Annotated in this window: 16 protein-coding genes and 1 riboswitch; of the genes, 12 read left to right on the plus strand and 4 right to left on the minus strand. The window is 40.3% G+C overall.

What is annotated here, in order from left to right; translation table 11 throughout:
• The first annotated feature begins 31 nt into the window (after nt 1–31).
• The 3 genes from ACED20_RS04480 to ACED20_RS04490 are packed head-to-tail and all read left to right on the plus strand — an operon-like array spanning nt 32 to nt 2,625.
• Nucleotides 32–772 (plus strand): YebC/PmpR family DNA-binding transcriptional regulator, encoded by a 741-nt coding sequence (locus ACED20_RS04480; RefSeq protein WP_294202439.1) that lies wholly within the window; start codon nt 32–34, stop codon nt 770–772.
• A 57-nt stretch (nt 773–829) separates the two neighbouring features.
• Nucleotides 830–1,657, plus strand: a complete 828-nt coding sequence (locus ACED20_RS04485; protein WP_294226569.1) for a UDP-2,3-diacylglucosamine diphosphatase — start codon at nt 830–832, stop codon at nt 1,655–1,657.
• Nucleotides 1,654–2,625 (plus strand): glycosyltransferase family protein, encoded by a 972-nt coding sequence (locus tag ACED20_RS04490; RefSeq protein WP_378103613.1) that lies wholly within the window; start codon nt 1,654–1,656, stop codon nt 2,623–2,625. The genes ACED20_RS04485 and ACED20_RS04490 overlap by 4 nt, the downstream gene beginning before the upstream one ends.
• Here the strand turns inward: ACED20_RS04490 and ACED20_RS04495 are convergent.
• Together ACED20_RS04495 and ACED20_RS04500 are read right to left on the minus strand one after the other, a co-directional pair.
• A complete protein-coding gene (locus tag ACED20_RS04495; RefSeq protein ID WP_294292271.1) occupies nt 2,614–2,904 on the minus strand; it encodes a GNAT family N-acetyltransferase in 291 nt (96 codons plus the stop codon). The two genes, ACED20_RS04490 and ACED20_RS04495, sit on opposite strands and share 12 nt — an antisense overlap.
• Nucleotides 2,905–3,088: 184 nt before the next feature.
• Entirely contained in the window at nt 3,089–3,838 is a 750-nt protein-coding gene (locus ACED20_RS04500) for an RDD family protein (RefSeq protein ID WP_294226561.1), read from the minus strand.
• 27 nt (nt 3,839–3,865) lie between these two features.
• On the opposite strand from ACED20_RS04500, the gene ACED20_RS04505 reads away from it, so the two are divergent.
• The 8 genes from ACED20_RS04505 to ACED20_RS04540 all read left to right on the plus strand — a co-directional run bounded on the left by ACED20_RS04505 (nt 3,866) and on the right by ACED20_RS04540 (nt 11,401).
• On the plus strand, nt 3,866–4,849 hold the full coding sequence (locus ACED20_RS04505) for a stage II sporulation protein M (protein WP_378103615.1): 984 nt from the start codon (nt 3,866–3,868) through the stop codon (nt 4,847–4,849).
• A complete protein-coding gene (locus ACED20_RS04510; protein ID WP_378103616.1) occupies nt 4,836–5,795 on the plus strand; it encodes a DUF4013 domain-containing protein in 960 nt (319 codons plus the stop codon). Before ACED20_RS04505 ends, ACED20_RS04510 begins: the two co-directional genes overlap by 14 nt.
• Entirely contained in the window at nt 5,788–6,588 is an 801-nt protein-coding gene (locus ACED20_RS04515; RefSeq protein ID WP_294316473.1) for a DUF4129 domain-containing protein, read from the plus strand. Before ACED20_RS04510 ends, ACED20_RS04515 begins: the two co-directional genes overlap by 8 nt.
• A 13-nt stretch (nt 6,589–6,601) precedes the next feature.
• Nucleotides 6,602–7,765: a DUF4350 domain-containing protein gene (locus ACED20_RS04520; protein ID WP_294202425.1), complete on the plus strand. Its 1,164-nt coding sequence runs from the start codon at nt 6,602–6,604 to the stop codon at nt 7,763–7,765.
• A 62-nt stretch (nt 7,766–7,827) separates the two neighbouring features.
• Nucleotides 7,828–8,859, plus strand: a complete 1,032-nt coding sequence (locus tag ACED20_RS04525) for an AAA family ATPase (protein WP_378103618.1) — start codon at nt 7,828–7,830, stop codon at nt 8,857–8,859.
• 41 nt (nt 8,860–8,900) lie between these two features.
• Nucleotides 8,901–10,223 carry a DUF58 domain-containing protein gene (locus ACED20_RS04530; RefSeq protein ID WP_378103620.1) on the plus strand — a complete coding sequence of 441 codons (1,323 nt, stop codon included), beginning with the start codon at nt 8,901–8,903 and terminating at the stop codon, nt 10,221–10,223.
• Between the two features lie 21 nt (nt 10,224–10,244).
• Nucleotides 10,245–10,979: a phosphodiester glycosidase family protein gene (locus ACED20_RS04535; RefSeq protein ID WP_378103621.1), complete on the plus strand. Its 735-nt coding sequence runs from the start codon at nt 10,245–10,247 to the stop codon at nt 10,977–10,979.
• On the plus strand, nt 10,976–11,401 hold the full coding sequence (locus tag ACED20_RS04540) for an OsmC family protein (RefSeq protein ID WP_378103623.1): 426 nt from the start codon (nt 10,976–10,978) through the stop codon (nt 11,399–11,401). Before ACED20_RS04535 ends, ACED20_RS04540 begins: the two co-directional genes overlap by 4 nt.
• Nucleotides 11,402–11,475: 74 nt before the next feature.
• On the opposite strand, the gene ACED20_RS04545 is transcribed toward ACED20_RS04540, so the two are convergent.
• On the minus strand, nt 11,476–13,176 hold the full coding sequence (locus tag ACED20_RS04545; RefSeq protein ID WP_378103624.1) for a T9SS type A sorting domain-containing protein: 1,701 nt from the start codon (nt 13,174–13,176) through the stop codon (nt 11,476–11,478).
• Nucleotides 13,177–13,407: 231 nt separating this feature from the next.
• Entirely contained in the window at nt 13,408–16,020 is a 2,613-nt protein-coding gene (locus ACED20_RS04550; RefSeq protein WP_345767125.1) for a glucosidase, read from the minus strand.
• Nucleotides 16,021–16,207: 187 nt separating this feature from the next.
• Nucleotides 16,208–16,316, plus strand: a riboswitch (SAM riboswitch).
• A gap of 58 nt (nt 16,317–16,374) precedes the next feature.
• On the opposite strand from ACED20_RS04550, the gene ACED20_RS04555 reads away from it, so the two are divergent.
• A complete protein-coding gene (locus tag ACED20_RS04555) occupies nt 16,375–17,313 on the plus strand; it encodes an alpha/beta fold hydrolase (RefSeq protein WP_378103626.1) in 939 nt (312 codons plus the stop codon).

The following is a 17,313-nucleotide window of genomic DNA, read 5'->3' on the forward strand; positions in this document are numbered from 1 at the left end:
TAATTAATTTTGTTGAAAATTAAAATATAAAATGGGAAGAGCATTTGAATATCGAAAAGCTTCTAAAATGGCCAGATGGGACAAGATGGCCAAAACTTTCTCTAAAATAGGTAAAGATATTGCACTGGCAGTGAAGGCAGGAGGTGCGGATCCGGAATCTAATCCTGCACTGAGAAGATGTATCCAGAATGCGAAAGGGGCCAATATGCCTAAGGATAATGTGGAAAGAGCCATTAAAAAAGCAAGCGGTGCGGATGCGGAAAATTATGAAGAAATTACCTATGAAGGATACGGTCAGGGCGGCGTTGCTTTTTTCGTAGAATGCACGACAAACAATACGACAAGAACGGTAGCCAATGTAAGAGCGATCTTCAATAAATTTGATGGAAACTTAGGTAAAAACGGTGAGCTGGCTTTCATCTTCGACAGAAAAGGAATTTTTACCATTGATCTGGCACAAATCAAAATGGATTGGGATGATTTCGAAATGGAAATGATCGACGGTGGTGCGGAAGATGTGGAAAAAGATGAGGAAGAAGTAATGATCACGACGGCTTTTGAAGATTTCGGTTCTCTGTCGCACAAACTGGACGAACTGGGAATTGAAGCAAAAAGTGCGGAGCTTCAGAGGATCCCGAATAATACCAAAGAAGTAACCGAAGAACAATTCAAGGCAAATATGAAAATGCTGGAGCGTTTCGAAGATGATGATGACGTACAGAACGTGTATCACAACATGGAAGTCACCGAAGAGTTGATGGAAACGTTATAAAAAATAATATAGCATTCATATACAGTTAATTTTCAAGTACTTTCTTTGCATAAAACTATGAAAAGAAACGTTGAATTGGTTGTTATATCGGATGTTCATTTGGGAACTTACGGATGTAAGGCTAAAGAATTGCTAAGGTATCTTAATTCCATTCAGCCTAAAACACTGGTGCTGAACGGTGATATTATCGATATCTGGCAGTTCAAAAAGTCTTACTTCCCTAAACCCCACCTGAAAGTGATCAAAAAGATTCTTTCACTGGCTACAAAAAATACTGATGTGTTCTACATCACCGGAAATCACGACGAAATGTTCCGGAAGTTTACCGATTTTGAATTGGGTAAACTCAAAGTCTGCAATAAAATCTGCCTGAATATTAACGATAAAAAAACCTGGATCTTCCATGGCGATGTTTTTGATGCATCCGTACAGCATTCAAAGTGGATTGCAAAACTCGGAGGAAAGGGATATGATTTGCTTATCGTCATCAATAATGTTGTCAACTGGTTTCTGGAAAAGATGGGTAAAGAAAAATATTCCTTTTCAAAAAAAATCAAGAATAATGTAAAGAAAGCGGTTAAATATATTGGCGATTTCGAACTCACCGCTTCCGAACTGGCCATCGATAACCATTACGATTATGTAATTTGCGGGCATATCCACCAGCCTCAGATCCGGGAGGTGGTTAACAAAAAAGGATCATGCACTTATATGAATTCGGGTGACTGGATCGAAAACCTTTCCGCACTGGAATACCATGAAAACGAATGGAGGATCTTTTATTACGACGACTACAAACATCTGCTGAAAGACGACGGAACCGAAGAAATCCAGGATATTGACAGTACGGAACTTTTAAAGATAGTAACCAATTTCACCAAATGAAAATTCTATACGCTTTCCAGGGAACCGGGAATGGACATATTGCACGCGCACAGGAAATTGTTCCGATTCTGAAAAAATATGCTTCGGTTGATACGCTGATCAGCGGGCACCAATCGCAATTAAAGGCTGATTTCGACGTTAATTTTCAATATAAAGGTATTTCTCTTCTATATAATAAAACAGGGGGATTATCCTATCGGAAAACCTTTAAAGAAAATAAATTTCTGGAAGCGGTTAAGAATGTCCGGGAAATCGATCTTTCAAAATATGATCTCATCATCAATGATTATGAACCACTTACGGGCTGGGCGTGCAAATTAAAAAAGCTGCCGATGATCGAGCTGAGCCATCAGGCTTCCATGCTGTTTAAAGAAACGCCAAAACCGAAAAAGAAAGATTTCTTTGGAGATTTGGTCCTTAAATATTATGTTCCCAGCGAAAGAAAAATCGGTTTTCACTTTGAGAATTACCATCCGCAAATTAAGAAGCCTGTGATCAGAAGGAAAATCCGGAACCTTTGTCCTGAAAAAAAAGGATTTTATCTGGTGTATCTTCCCAGCTTTTCAGATGAAAATATCATAAAGGTTTTAAAACAGATCCCGGTAGAATGGAAGGTGTTTTCCAAGTATTCAGGCCTGTACTTTAAAGAAGCAAATGTCGAAGTTTTCCCGATTGATGAAACAGAATATCTAAAAGCGTTTGAAAACTGTGAAGGTATTCTTTGCAATGCAGGTTTTGAAAGTCCTGCCGAAGCGCTTTTCATGGATAAAAAATTATTCGTCATTCCTATTCACAACCAGTATGAGCAGGAATGCAATGCCTGTGCGCTGGATAAAATGGGAATCCCGAATTCAAAAGTCCTGAAACCGGAAGAAATTCAGCACTGGTTAGCTTCCGATCAGCATCTTAGGGTAAGTTATCCTGATGATATAGAAGAAATCCTTGTTAAAGAAGTATTATCGCTGTAAAAATACGTCTTCCACATTTTGCATACGTATCATAACCGCTCTGGCATAAGAACAATGTGGATATACTTTCCATTGGTTTTCCCGTGCAAACTTAATGGCTTCTTCTACCAGGTATTTTCCCATGCCCCGGCCTTCAAATTCCCGGTGTACCAGAACAAACGATATGACTAATTTATTATCCTGCGGAAATATGGTATACGTTAGTCTTCCAACCTCTTTAATATCATTATTAAGGGTAATGACCCCACCGTTTCCTGATTTGTTATTCTCGAATTGCATAACTTATATTTTAAACACAAAAGTGCAAAAACTGCACCGCACGCGTGAAAGTGAATGGTCAATGGTGAATTTGCTGCGCAGTCAACTTTTAAAATAGTAATTGATAATAAGTTGACTATCTGAGATTTATATAGTGATAAAAAAACTTACCATTCACCTGCAAAGCAAAATTCACCATTCACTCTTAACTCTCTTTCCCCGTATAATAATTATAATCCTTAATCACCACACCGATAAACTGTCTTTCCGTCATTTTGGTAGCATCCGCTTCAAGCTTCAGGATACTTTTGATTTTGTCGGAAAGCCTGCTGATGATCTGCCGGTCGTCCACGCGGATGGCTTTCAGGTAATTGTCTTTAATGATCCTCATATCGTTGTCACTCAGGGCGATCACCTGCGGAAAAGTGGGGATGTAATCTTCTTTGATATTTTCCAGGATTGTATGTGAAATATTAATGCTGTTCTTTAAAGAAATCACAGCTGTTCCGGCGGCGATGTCTCCCAGGCGCTGGTTATTTTTGGAGGCAATCATGGAGATCAGCCCGACAACACCCATGAAAGTCGTATCAATAATCCTGAATACCCAACGGATCATATAATCCCCGAATCCTGCCTGATAGCCGTCAATTTTAACTACCCTGATTTTCATGATTTTCTTACCGGGTGTCTGGCCTTCCATAAGGCTCTCCAGAACCAGAGGATAAATGAAAGTCGGGAAAAGCAGGATGACATAAATTGCCCGGATGGACCATGGATCAAGACCATTCAGGAGATATCCCAAATCCAGGATATTAAAAAAAACGTAAAAAGTGGCAATCGTATAGGCCGCCTTAATCAGGAGGTCGAGGATGAAGGCGATCATCCGGTCTCCCACACTGGCCGTATTGAAATTAATATTTACATTTTGTGAGGTGTTAATGGCGATTTGAGACATAATTTTTATTATTTTAGCCTTACAATTATGAGAGAAGTTTATTTCATTAAACAAAATAAAGAAAAATGGTTGGGAATCGAACAGGTTATCCAGGGGAAAATTAAAAAAAATCCCGATGACCTCTCTTCGCTGTACATCAACCTGGTGAACGACCTTTCTTTTGCCCAGACGTATTACCCGAAAAGCAATACGACGGTTTACCTTAACCATCTTTCGGCGCAGATCTTCCAGAAAATTTATAAAACAAAAAGGGTAGAAGAGAACCGGCTCGTTTATTTTTTCAAAACGGAAGTTCCTCTGCTGGTTTTTCAGTACAGGCGGTATCTGGGATATGCTTTTCTCTTTTTTACATTATTTACCCTCATCGGGATACTTTCAGCAGTCTACGATAAGGAATTTACCAAAATTATTTTAGGGGAAGATTATGTCAACCAGACCATCGAGAATATTAAGAGCGGAAATGCTGTCGGAGTTTACCAAAGTGGTTCGACCTGGGGAAGTACGATCGGAATTATATTCAACAATATCGGGGTAGGTGCAAAATTATATATTTATGGTGTAACAGGAGGAGTGGGAACTTTATACGCTCTACTTACCAACAGTGTCATGCTCGGTTCCTTCCAGTATTTTTTTTACGATTACGGAGCTTTAAAGGATAGTGCCCGCGGCATCTGGCTTCATGGCGTATTCGAGATTTTTGCCATGGTGGTGGAAGCGATGTGCGGCCTGATACTGGGGACATCCATTTTATTTCCGAGAACTTACTCACGGTTCAATTCTTTTAAAAACGGATTCAGGGATTCATTCAAAATATTTTTAAGCACGGTTCCTTTTACCATTTGTGCAGGAATCATTGAAGGATATGTAACGCGCCATGCACTGGCAATGCCTTTGGTTCTGAATTTAATCATTATCTTCGGCTCACTGGCGGTGATCGGATTTTATTATTTCGTCTATCCTTCCATAGTCAACAAAAAAACTAACAATCAGGTTCAACATGCAGTTTTATAAAAAAAGAGATTTCGGAACTTTCATCAGTGACAGTTTCACCTTTTTCAAATTATACGGAAAAAACTATTTTAAGAATTTTATTCTCCTCAACGGGTTACTGCTGATCCTTATGGTTATCGTTATCGTTTTAGGTTTCAGAGAATTTTTCGGCGTTCTTTTCAGCTCCAATCTCAGCGGACAGAGCTATTTTCTGGAGCAGTATTTTTCCGACAATCTGGGGATGTTTGTGATGCTGGGAATCTTTTTGTTTATCCTTTCAACTGCACTGATGACCATTAACCTGCTCTTTCCTGTTTTCTATATGAAAAGAATTGCAGAAGGAAAAACAAATATAAAAGCGGATGATATTTTAAGTGACTTTAAAAACCATATCAGGAAGGTGTTAATTCTTTATTTCGGTCTGACTTTCCTGGTGATGCCTGGTGCAACGGTGCTTTTCGGGATTACCTATATTCTTGTTTTCCTGATCATCGGTCTTGCTTTAATGCTTTTTTTGCTGCCGAATCTTTTTAATACGGTAACCTTTCTCTGTTATGATTATTTCAACGGAAACAGAAGCTTTTTTGATAGCCTGAGCTATGCCATCCGTTCGCAGTTTTCCTATCCGAATGGACGGGAAAGTTCACCCTACTGGAAATACTGGGGCTCTACTCTAATTATGGGATTGCTTTTTTACATCGTGAGCAGTATTTTTACCGCTGTGCCGATGATTATGTATATTGCAAAACTAAGTACTACGGCTCCTGACGGAAATTTTGAGCAGAATCCTCTGGGCGGAAGCTTCGGAATATTATTTTTCTTCATTTACGGTGTTTCTTCACTGGTTTCCACTTTGCTGATGAACGTTCTATACGTAAATTCAGGATTGATGTATTATGACAGCCGTACGGACCTTCACCAGAAAATGGAGCTCGCAGAAATAGAAACCATCGGAAGTAATGAATAAAATTCTTTTTTTCTTACTTATTTTTTGCGCCGTTGAATGTGCCTGTGCCCAGACGCAAAACGATCCGCCTCCCCCGGCAGCGGAAGTGTATGTGGATTCCATGGATACGGGGCATTACCGTAATATGTACCGTGCAGATTCTGTCCTCCAGAAAAATCCGGTGGGTGAAAATACCGTCTATCCTAAAACGTTTAAACCCAATGTTCCTTCCCGATACAAAGGGAAAGATTTTGATTATACTACGGTAAAGCCCAGGATGTCTTTCTGGGAAAAACTAATGAATAAAATCGGCCGTCTGCTGGACAGTATTTTCGGAGAGACCGTTTTTACAAAGACCGGAAATATTGCAGGAATTCTGTTCCGGCTTTTTGTTATTCTCTTAGTCGGGTTTCTCCTGTATTTCATTATTAAATATGCTATTGCCAATGGCGGAATTCCATTTTTTGGAAAGAAAAACAGGAAAGTAGATATCAGGGATGAAGAACTGCATGAAAATATCCACGAGATTAATTTTCCCGAAAGTATTTTAAAGTTTGAAAAAGCCGGCGATTTCCGTTCAGCAGTACGGTACCAGTTTTTATTTGTCCTGAAAAAGCTGAGCGATAAAAAATTAATCGCCTGGAATCCCGAAAAGACCAATAAAGATTACCTGGCCGAACTGAAAGCGCCTTATCTGAAAGACCGGTTCTATGATCTTTCCTATATTTTCGACTATGTCTGGTATGGGGAATTTACGATCGATGAAGAGGCCTATCTGAAATTCAAGAACCAATACCAGTCATTTAAACCGTAATTAAAACCTGATCATGAACAAAACTTTCAAAATATATGCTGTAATCTTCATCGTGGTGATGATTATTCTGGCGTTGTTTGAAGTCAACAAAACGGAAAGCACAGACTGGAGGAAAAATTTTAAAACCTACCAGAAATCACCTTTCGGACTCTTTGTTTTTGATCATGAAATAAGGGATCTTTTTAAAAACAAAGTCAGGAAGACCGACCAGACCCCTTACGATTATTACAACCAGAACCAAACTAAAAAGCCGCATAACATCCTGATTATTGAACATGAGGTTGATGGAGAATCCTGGAACAAGATTTTCGATCAGGTTGCCGGAGGCTCGGATGCAATGCTCATCGTCAGCGATATTCCAAAGGAAATCTCCGACAGCATCGGATATTACGATTCCAAACTTTCTTTTGAGGAAGAAAATGTATTAAAGCTGACAGACAAAAAATACCAAAACGATTTTATTAAACTTGATAAATTCCCGTCGGGACGCGGATTTACATTCATCCGGCCGGGTGCGGAAGTATTGGGGAAAACCGTCGAAAAAAACAATACCGATCAGGTAAACTTTATTAAGGTAAAATTCGGAAAAGGACAATTCTATGTGCACTGCGAGCCGCTTTTCATTACGAATTACTATCTTTTGAAAAAAGGAAACGTAAAGTACGCGCAGGACATTTTTTCGTATCTTGATGACAGGGAGACGGTATGGTTTGACGAAAGCAACTCGCAGGTATCGCGGTTCTTCCTGAGGTTTATCCTCTCGAACCCCGCCCTGAAATATGCATGGTGGGTGCTTTTGGGAGGACTGGTCCTGTTTATTTTCTTCAATGCCAAAAGAAAGCAGCGTATCGTCCCAATCATCGATCCGTTGAAAAATACTTCAGTGGATTTTGTAAAGAGCATCGGCAACCTGTATCTGCAGGAAGGCGATTTCCATGATATGATGGCCAAGAAAGCCCAGTATTTCCTGAATAAAGTCAGGATGGATCTTCTGATCGATACCCAGAACCTCGATGCTGGATTTGCCAAAAAACTACACCTGAAAACCGGTAAGCCGTTGGAAATCATTGATGAAGCCATTGCTCTGATTAAAAGAGCACAGGACCCGTATGCCCAGGTTATGAAAGAAGATCTCACCAGAATGAACAACCTGCTGGATCAGATTATTAAAATATAGAAAATAAAATTTCTGGTGTAAGGATTCTCTCACCGCACCGTAAAATGATAAATTAAAAGAATATGGAAAACTTGGATAACCTGAATCCAGAGCCTCAAAGCTCCATTAAGCTGGATAAAAAAGAAGATCAGTTTCAGTCGAGGATTGATATGATCGAGCTTCGTACCAGTCTTGAGAAAGTAAAATCCGAAATCGCAAAGGTAATTGTCGGCCAGGAAAGCATGATTGAACATCTTTTAGCTGCACTTTTATCGAACGGACACGTTCTGATCGAAGGCGTTCCGGGTGTTGCTAAAACCATCACGGCAAAATTACTGGCCAAAACCATTGATGTTAGGTTCAGCAGGATCCAGTTTACACCGGATCTGATGCCTTCCGATATTTTGGGAACTTCTGTTTTCAGCGTAAAAAATTCTGAGTTTGAATTTAAAAAAGGTCCCATTTTCTCCAATTTCATTCTGATTGATGAGATCAACCGATCGCCGGCCAAGACCCAGGCTGCTTTGTTTGAGGTAATGGAAGAAAGGCAGATTACCATGGATGGTACCAGATATATTATGGAAGAGCCTTTCCTGGTAGTAGCCACTCAGAATCCGATTGAACACGAAGGAACCTACAGGCTTCCGGAAGCACAGCTGGACCGTTTTCTATTCAAGATCAATGTCGGCTATCCAAACCTTGAGCAGGAAATTGCCATCATCAGGAACCAGCATGAAAGCAAACAGGAAGATAAGACCGACGTGGTTCATAAAGTAATTACGGCTCAGCAACTGAAAAACTACCAGCATCTTGTAAAAGAAATCATTGTGGAAGCACAGCTGATGGAATATATTGCCAAGATCATCATCAATACCCGGGAAAACCAATTCCTGTACCTTGGAGCTTCTCCGAGAGCGAGTCTCGCTTTACTCACCGCTTCAAAAGCATTTGCGGCATTGAGAGGAAGAGATTTTGTAACGCCGGAAGACATTAAGGAAGCGAGCTACGCGGTATTAAGGCACAGAGTCATCGTATCGCCGGAAAGAGAGATGGAAGGCTTAACAGCTGATGAAATCATCAGACAGATTTTAGAAGGCATAGAAATTCCAAGATAAAACTTTTTGCAGATTCTGCAGCTTAGATCAACATATAGTTAATGAAGAACTTATACATCAATACACGCTTTTTCTTCGCACTCATCGCAGTGGGGATACTGTATGTTTTTGCATTTTTCTTTCCGTTTGTGATGATGATAGCGCATGGTATCCTGTTGCTGTGCTTTCTGGCGGCAATGGTAGACGGGCTTCTTGTTTTCAATCAGAAAAACGGGATTTCGGCCCAAAGGATCCTGCCTGAAAAACTATCAAACGGCGATGAAAATCCGATCAAGATCGATATTAAGAACAACTATGGCTTCAAAATTCATGTCAATATTATAGATGAAATTCCGTTTCAGTTTCAGAAAAGGGATTTTCTGATTGAGAAGCAGATCGGGCCGGGGAACAATACTTTTTTCCAGTATATTCTTGAGCCGAAGGAAAGAGGGGAGTATAATTTCGGAAGCCTGAATGTGTATATTTCATCCCCGCTGGGATTGGTTTCCAAAAGGTTCAGTTTCCAGAAAGATGCGACACTGGCCACTTATCCGTCTTTCATTCATTTAAGAAAATACGAGCTGATGGCCTTGCAGAGCGAGTTTCTGTTGGGAGGAATCAAAAGAATCAGAAAGCTGGGGCACACCATGGAGTTTGAGCAGATCAAAGACTATGTTCCCGGTGATGATATCCGGACGATCAACTGGAAAGCGACTTCCAAGACGAATCGCCTGATGGTAAACCAGTTTCAGGATGAAAAATCCCAGCGGATCTTTATGCTTATTGATAAAGGGCGGACGATGAAAATGCCATTTAACGGTCTTAGCCTGCTGGATTACTCCATTAATGCAACGATGGCTTTATCCCATATCATTCTCAAGAAAGGCGACCGGGCTGGGATGATGACCTTTTCCAAAAAAACGGAAAATAAAGTAGCGGCCGAAAACAAATCGGGGCAGCTGAGAAAAATTTCGGAAGCGCTTTACAACATCAAAACGGATTTTTTTGAAAGCGATTTCAACAGGTTGTATCAGGATGTAAAATATTCCCTGAACCAGAGGAGCCTGTTGCTTTTGTTCACTAATTTTGAAACATTAGACGGCCTCAACCGCCAGCTGAAATACCTTCGCGGAATTGCCAAAAACCATTTGCTGGTTGTCGTATTCTTCAAAAATGCGGAATTGCAGACCCTCATTCATAAAAACCCTGAAAGTACCCAGGAAATTTATGATGAAATTATTGCAGAAAAATTTGAGTTTGAAAAAAAACTGATTATTCAGGAACTTCGTAAATACGGCATATATACTGTGTACACCCTTCCGGAAAACCTGAATGTGGATGTTATTAATAAATACCTGGAGATTAAGGCCCGTGGAATTCTTTAAATTCAAATCAGGTATTTTTTTATGCAGATTTTAAGAATTGCATTCTTCGTGCTGTGTTGTTCAGTTGTTTTCTCTTGTAAGAAAAAAGATGAACTTGGAAATGATTTTGTAATTTTTGAAGTAGATCCTAAAATTGAAAAGGTCTCTTTTTACTGGAAGGACACCGACGGGACAATTCTTAAAAGCATCAGCCGCTTAAAGCATAAAACAGAACGGAAAAGCGAAAAGTTAAAATTTGCCATGAACGGCGGAATGTTCAGTATAAATAATATTCCGAAAGGTCTTTATATTGAGAATTTTAAAGTACTGCATCCAATCGATACTTTATCAGGCAAAGGTAATTTCAATCTTCAGCCTAACGGAATATTTTATCTCATAAAAAATAACGAAGCCGGAATTATTGAATCGAAGGCTTTTACGCATGATTCCCATATAAAATACGCTACGCAGTCGGGACCTTCATTATTGATAAACAAAAAAATTAATCCCATTTTTAAAAAGGATTCTAAGAATACCAACATCAGAAACGGCGTGGGAATTTTAAAAAATGGAAATATAATTTTTATAATGTCAAAGGACGAAGTTAATTTTTATAATTTTGCTTCTGTATTTAAGGACGCAGGATGCGAAAAAGCCTTATATCTTGACGGATTTGTTTCCAGAACCTATTATCCTGAAAAAAGATGGATCCAGGAAGACGGGGATTTTGGAGTCATGATCGGAGTCACGGAACCGAAAAAATTAAATTTAAAATGAAAATAACACTAAATCGAATCAATGACGATTTTTTATTTGAATGTACCAATGCCCAGGGAAATTCAATCTTATTGGATAATACGACACAGCCCGGCGCAAAGGGGGTTTCTCCAATGGAAAGCGTTCTGATGGCGGTGGCAGGATGCAGCGGAATAGACGTGGTGGCTATCCTGAAAAAACAGCGACAGGAAATTACGGGATTTCAGGCGGAAGTAGAAGGCGAGCGGATTCCCGTGGATGATGCAAAACCCTTTAAATCCATTAAGGTAAAATTTCTTCTGGAAGGAAACATCGATCTTAAGAAAGCCAACAAAGCTGCCCAGCTGTCTTTTGAAAAATATTGCTCCGTTTCCAAAACATTGGAGCCTAATGTAGAAATTGCCTACGAAGTTTTCGTAAACGGATCTGTGGCAGAGGCATAAAAATTAAATTCAGTTAAAACAAACCCCGGGCAGAAAATTTTCCGCCCGGGGTTTTTGTATGAATGTGTAAACTTTTATTTTTTAATCGTCTTCATGCTCTTAACGGAACCGTCTTTCATCGTTAGGGTAAGAATATACATTCCTGATTTTACACCGCCTAAAAATAATTCGGAAGAAGGATTTTCAACGGTTTTTACCACAACCCCTGAAGGATCGGTTACCACCGCTTTTTTCACGTTTTCGGCCTTCTCAAGATAAAGGGTATCGGCAAACGGGTTCGGATATGCAATTCTTTCATTCCCTTTGGTGCTTACCTCGTTGGTAGCCAAAGCTGAAGCCGGCTTTAAGGTTACGGTCACTTTAAAGCTGTTATTATCTACTTTGTTATAGGTCGTATTACATCCAGAACCTCCGTAGGTTCTCCAGGCTCTCATTTCAAAATTTACCGTTCCGGTAAGATCATTGGCTATGGTAAGACCTGTCCTGTTATAAGAGAAAGTTCCGCCATTACTACCTGTTCCTGAAGACACGGAGGTTTCCGTACTTCCATTGTTTGTACAGGCCAACAAGCTTCTCTGTTCAGACATCCATCCGCCTCCCGCAGCAGTCATGGTGTATGAAACTGAAGTAGATTGTACTGCATAACCGGCAGGAATAGCGATACTTAATGCTCCTGCGCATGAAGTTGCAGATGTTGGTGTAACACCGCTGTTATTAAACAAAGTATTGATTTCTCCTGCCGTGTAAGTTGCTGAGATTTGTCCTGTAGTGAATTGAGTCATCGTCCAGAAACTTTGTGAGGAACCGCCACAATTGGATCTTACCCATACATAATAGGTTTGTCCTGTAGCTAAGCTGTTAAATTGTGCTGAAGTTACGCCGGCTGCCGTGCTTCCTGTAGGCGTGGTAGTAGCAGTAGGCGCAGTATTGGAAGTACTCAGATAATACTGGTAACCGGATGCCGGTGCATTGGCAGGAGCCGTCCAGTTTACCGTAGCACTGTTCATTGTTGTTGTTGCTGTTACATTGGTAGGAGCAGAACATGCATTATAAGTCTCTGCCGAAATCGCAAAAACATTTACAATATTCCCCACTGTTGTAGATGCAGGACCTGCTTTTGTTACGGCGATGCTCTGGACATTCTTTGACTGATTTGCAGCGTCTATTGCCAGAGGGATTTGATAAATTCTTGGATTTGTTCCTCCACCCGACTCAAGGTTGTTATTGGTTATGTTTACTCTTCCTATTCCACTAATGGCAGCATTGCTCCCGCCATACCAGTCACTGATAGGTACTGCAGAAAAAGTCTGTGTGGTATTGTCCGCAAAGTTTACGGTAATGTTTACGGTAGAATCTCCACTTCCGCTTGTTGCCAGCATATAAAGATTTACGACCGCTTTTGGTGTTGCGAATACAAGGGTCCCGCTGTCTCCTACGGAAGCCAGTCTTAGTGAATTGTTGGCACTGTAAGAAGCGAGCTGGTAAGTAAGTCCGGCAGGGGAAGCAACTGCGGAATTGATTGTTCCGTTAATGGGAAGCCCATAGGTAAGTGCAGGGCTTGATGCCGTAGCCTGGAAATCGCGTGAAACATAAGCAAAATCAACCGCATCTACACTATTATTTACACTTGTGGCAGAAGAACCTACGCCATTGGCAATAACATCAGCTGTAAAGCCGCTTTGTATCGGCATCGTCTGGTACTGTTGTGCGTTTAATTGATTGAAGAACATAGCTGTGCAGGTGACAGCAACGAGAGGGAGTAATTTTCCTTTCATAAAGACTTTTATTTTTTGTAGAGCTAATATAAGGATTTGGTGATGAAAATTTATTATATATTCATATTTAATATTAAATTTTACTTAAATTATACAAAATTGAATTAAAATTGTTATTTTTGAATAGATATTAGCTATCGAATCCCTATGTAGTCATTTAAAGTATTAATGAAATGGATAAAATAAAAGCCTTCCTGAAACGGAAGGCTTACTTATATAAATAGATTAAAATTAGTTTTGTCTTGGCTTCAGAAGTTTTGCTACAGTAGCGGTCCATCCGGTTTGATGTGAAGCACCGACTCCGCGGCCGTTGTCTCCATGGAAATATTCGAAAAACGTGATATAGTCTTTAAAGTTTTCATCATAATTAAATTTGGCATTGCCGCCGTTAAACGGCCTTTGCCCCACTTCATCTTTCAGGAATATGGAGCAGAGTCTGTTGCTAATATCCTGCGCTACTTCATCGAGGTTTTTCATTTCATTGCTGCCGGTCGGCAATTCAACCTTCAGGCTGTTTCCGTAATAGAAATGGAACCGCTGCAAACTTTCCACAATCAAGAAATTGATAGGAAACCAGATCGGCCCCCTCCAGTTGCTGTTTCCGCCGAACATCCGGCTGTCGCTTTCCGCAGGCGTATAATACACGACGTTTTCCGTTCCGTGCACGGAGAATTTAAACGGATTTTCTTCATAAACTTTCGACATGGCACGTATTCCGTACCGGCTCAGGAATTCTTTTTCATCCAGCATCCGCGACAGAACTTTTGTCAGTCGGGTTTTGCGGAGAATGCTCATCAGGTGCTTTCTGCCGTGGCCTTCTTCTTCCCAATGAGATACCAGTTTGGTAAGTTCCGGCTTGTTTTTCAATACCCAATCCATTCTTTCCACGAAATTCGGCATTTTATCAAGCAGATGATGGTCGATGATTTCCACAGCAAACATCGGGATCAGGCCCACGATGCTTCTTAATCTTAAAGAGGTACTGTCGCCGTTTCCAAGCTGGAGAACATCATAGAAAAATCCGTCCTCCTCGTTCCAGAGGCCTTTGGTGCCGTCACCCAAATTCTCCATCGCCTCAGCAATATAAAGATAATGCTCAAAAAATTTAATGGCCATATCTTCATATACCTGATAGTACTGGGCCAGTTCCATGGCAATCCGCATCATATTCAGCGCATACATCGCCATCCAGCTGGTTCCGTCGGCCTGTTCGAGGTGCTGTCCGTCCTTCAGGACCATATTCCGGTCGAAAGCCCCGATATTATCAAGCCCCAGGAATCCTCCTCCGAAAATATTTTTTCCGTTCTTATCTTTCCGGTTTACCCACCAGGTAAAATTCAGAAGCAACTTCTGGAATACTTTTTCCAAAAATAAAAGATCGGATTTCCCATTCTGCTTTTCATCAATTTTAAAAACCCTGAAGCAGGACCAGGCGTGGACCGGCGGATTAACATCGCTCAGGTTCCATTCATACGCCGGAAGCTGCCCGTTCGGATGCATATACCATTCCTTTGTTAACAAAAGGAGCTGTCCTTTTGCAAATTCCGCATCAATGAGGGCAAGCGGCACACAATGGAAAGCCAGGTCCCAGGTGGCGTACCATGGATATTCCCATTTGTCCGGCATAGAGATGATATCTTTATTGTGGAGATGATTCCACTCCGTATTCCTTACATAATGATTGAAATCCCTCGGAGCTGCAAAATTCGGATCACCTTTCAGCCATTTTCCGACATTGTAATGATAGAACTGTTTGTTCCAGAGAAGCCCTGCAAAAGCCTGCCGCTGAACGTTTCTCTCATCGTCATCCGTTACATCACTCTGGATTTCCTCATAGAACTCATTGGCTTCATCGATCCTGGTCCTGAATATTTTATCAAAGTCATAAAAAGGCTCGTCAAGATCATTGGGTGACAATCTGAAATCAAAAGTCTTAGATGCTCCGGCTTTGATGACGTCATCGATTAAAAAGGCTGCCTTCGATCCTCTTTTCTCAGGATTAACGGTATTGCTTCCGTAAATGATATAGTCATTAATCCCATCCTTGAAATAAGTATTTCCGGGATATGGGCTACCGTATAATTTGGGGGTGTTGGTCTCGTTCTCGCAGAAAACACTTTCTGCATTAATGTTTCTGGAATAAAACTTTTTAATACCGATACTATCATGTTCAATATTGATACAGCCCTCATGCGAAGCATTGGTTTGTCCTTTGTAGGTATTATAACCCCATTTCCAGTTGTTTCTGAACCATACCGTAGGAGCCACTACAATTGGGGCGTCGATCTGGCTTCTGTTGCATACCGTTATGCGCACTAAAAAATCATTGTGATCGGCTTTGGCATATTCAATAAAAATATCGAAATATTCATCTTTATCGAAAATTCCGGTATCTACAATTTCGTATTCGGGTTGCTTTTTGCTCCGTCTGGCATTTTCAGAACGGATCTCATCATATGGAAATTCGTTGATGGGATATTTATATACCATCTTCATGTAGCTGTGAGTAGGTGTATTATCCAGATAATAAAAAATTTCCTTGATGTCTTCACCATGGTTTCCCTGAGGATTGCTGAGCCCGAAGAAGCGCTCTTTTACGATCTTATCTTTCTTGTTCCAGAACGAAAGGGCAAAACAGAAGATCTGTTTGGCATCGGAAATTCCGGCAATGCCTTCTTCACCCCAGCGGTAAGCGTAGCTTTCGGCATCATTATGATTGGCGAAATTCCATGCATCGCCGTTGGGGCTGTAGTCTTCACGTACATTTCCCCATTGCCGGTTGCTTACGTAAGGTCCCCAGTTTTTCCAGTTGCTGTCCTGTAATCTTTGTTTTTCTCCAATCATATCTTCAACGGTTTCCTTACGAAGTTAGTTTTTTTTGAAAAAAATTCCAACCCTTATCATTTAAATTATCTTTAATATTTCTCCGGAGCCCTTGTGTTGATCGGTATTTCAATGTTAAATTAAATTTTTATAAAAATATAAAAGAAAAGTTCTATCTTTGCACCATTCGTTCATTCAAATATTGAAAATGTTATCAAGAAAGGTTGAGGGATTAGACCCTGCGAAACCTTAGCAACCCTTTGCGCAAGCAATGAAGGTGCTACGTTCTACCGGAATTATTTTCGGACAGATAACTTACTGAAGTTCTTTTCAGCCATTTCCTGTGGCATTTTCAATTGTATTAAAATAATAGAATTGAAAGCAGAGCTAAAACATATTAATTTTTCGTATTACACAAATTCCGGTAAGGAATATCAGATTCCGTTGAGCTATCAGCTTTTCGGAAAAGAACTGTTTTCTGCACCTATTATTTTAGTGAATCATGCACTAACCGGAAATTCGGATGTTTCCGGAGAAAAAGGCTGGTGGAAAAACTTGATCGGTCCGAATCAGGTGATTGATACAGACCAGCATACTGTTCTGTGTTTTAATATTCCCGGAAACGGCTATGATGATTTTTTTATCGATGAACATGAAAATTTCACCGCTTCGGATATAGCCGGTATCTTTTTAAAAGGTCTTGATATTTTAAATATTACAAGTTTACATGCCATTATCGGAGGTTCTCTGGGTGGCGGCATCGGCTGGGAAATGCTGGTCAAGAATCCCGGTCTTGCTGAAATTTTTATTCCGATTGCCTGCGATTTCAAAACTCATGACTGGCTTCATGCCCAATGCCTGGTTCAGAAATTTTTACTGAATCAGAACAATGAACCTTTGCAGAAAGCCAGAATTCATGCGATGCTGTGTTACCGTACTCCTGAATCGTTAAATGACAGGTTTGAAAACAAATACAATCAGGAAAAACAAAAGCTGGAATCGGAAGACTGGCTGATTTATCATGGCAATGCACTTAACGAAAGGTTTAGTTTAAAATCTTATAAGCTGATGAACCATCTGCTGATGAATATTAACGCGGAAGAATTAAAGCTCAAGAATATCAGGGCGCAAATACACCTGGTTTCAGTAGATACCGATTTATTTTTCCCCGCAGCCGAAATCCGGATGTGCTTTCATAAGTTGAAAGAAAATAAAGAAGATGTTTTCTACCACGAAATAAAATCAATTCACGGGCACGATGCCTTTTTAATGGAATACCAACAATTAAATACGATCATAAAAAATATTTTGTAG

Source organism: Chryseobacterium sp. sg2396, assembly GCF_042610505.1.
In the GTDB taxonomy this organism is placed as follows: Bacteria; Bacteroidota; Bacteroidia; order Flavobacteriales; family Weeksellaceae; genus Chryseobacterium.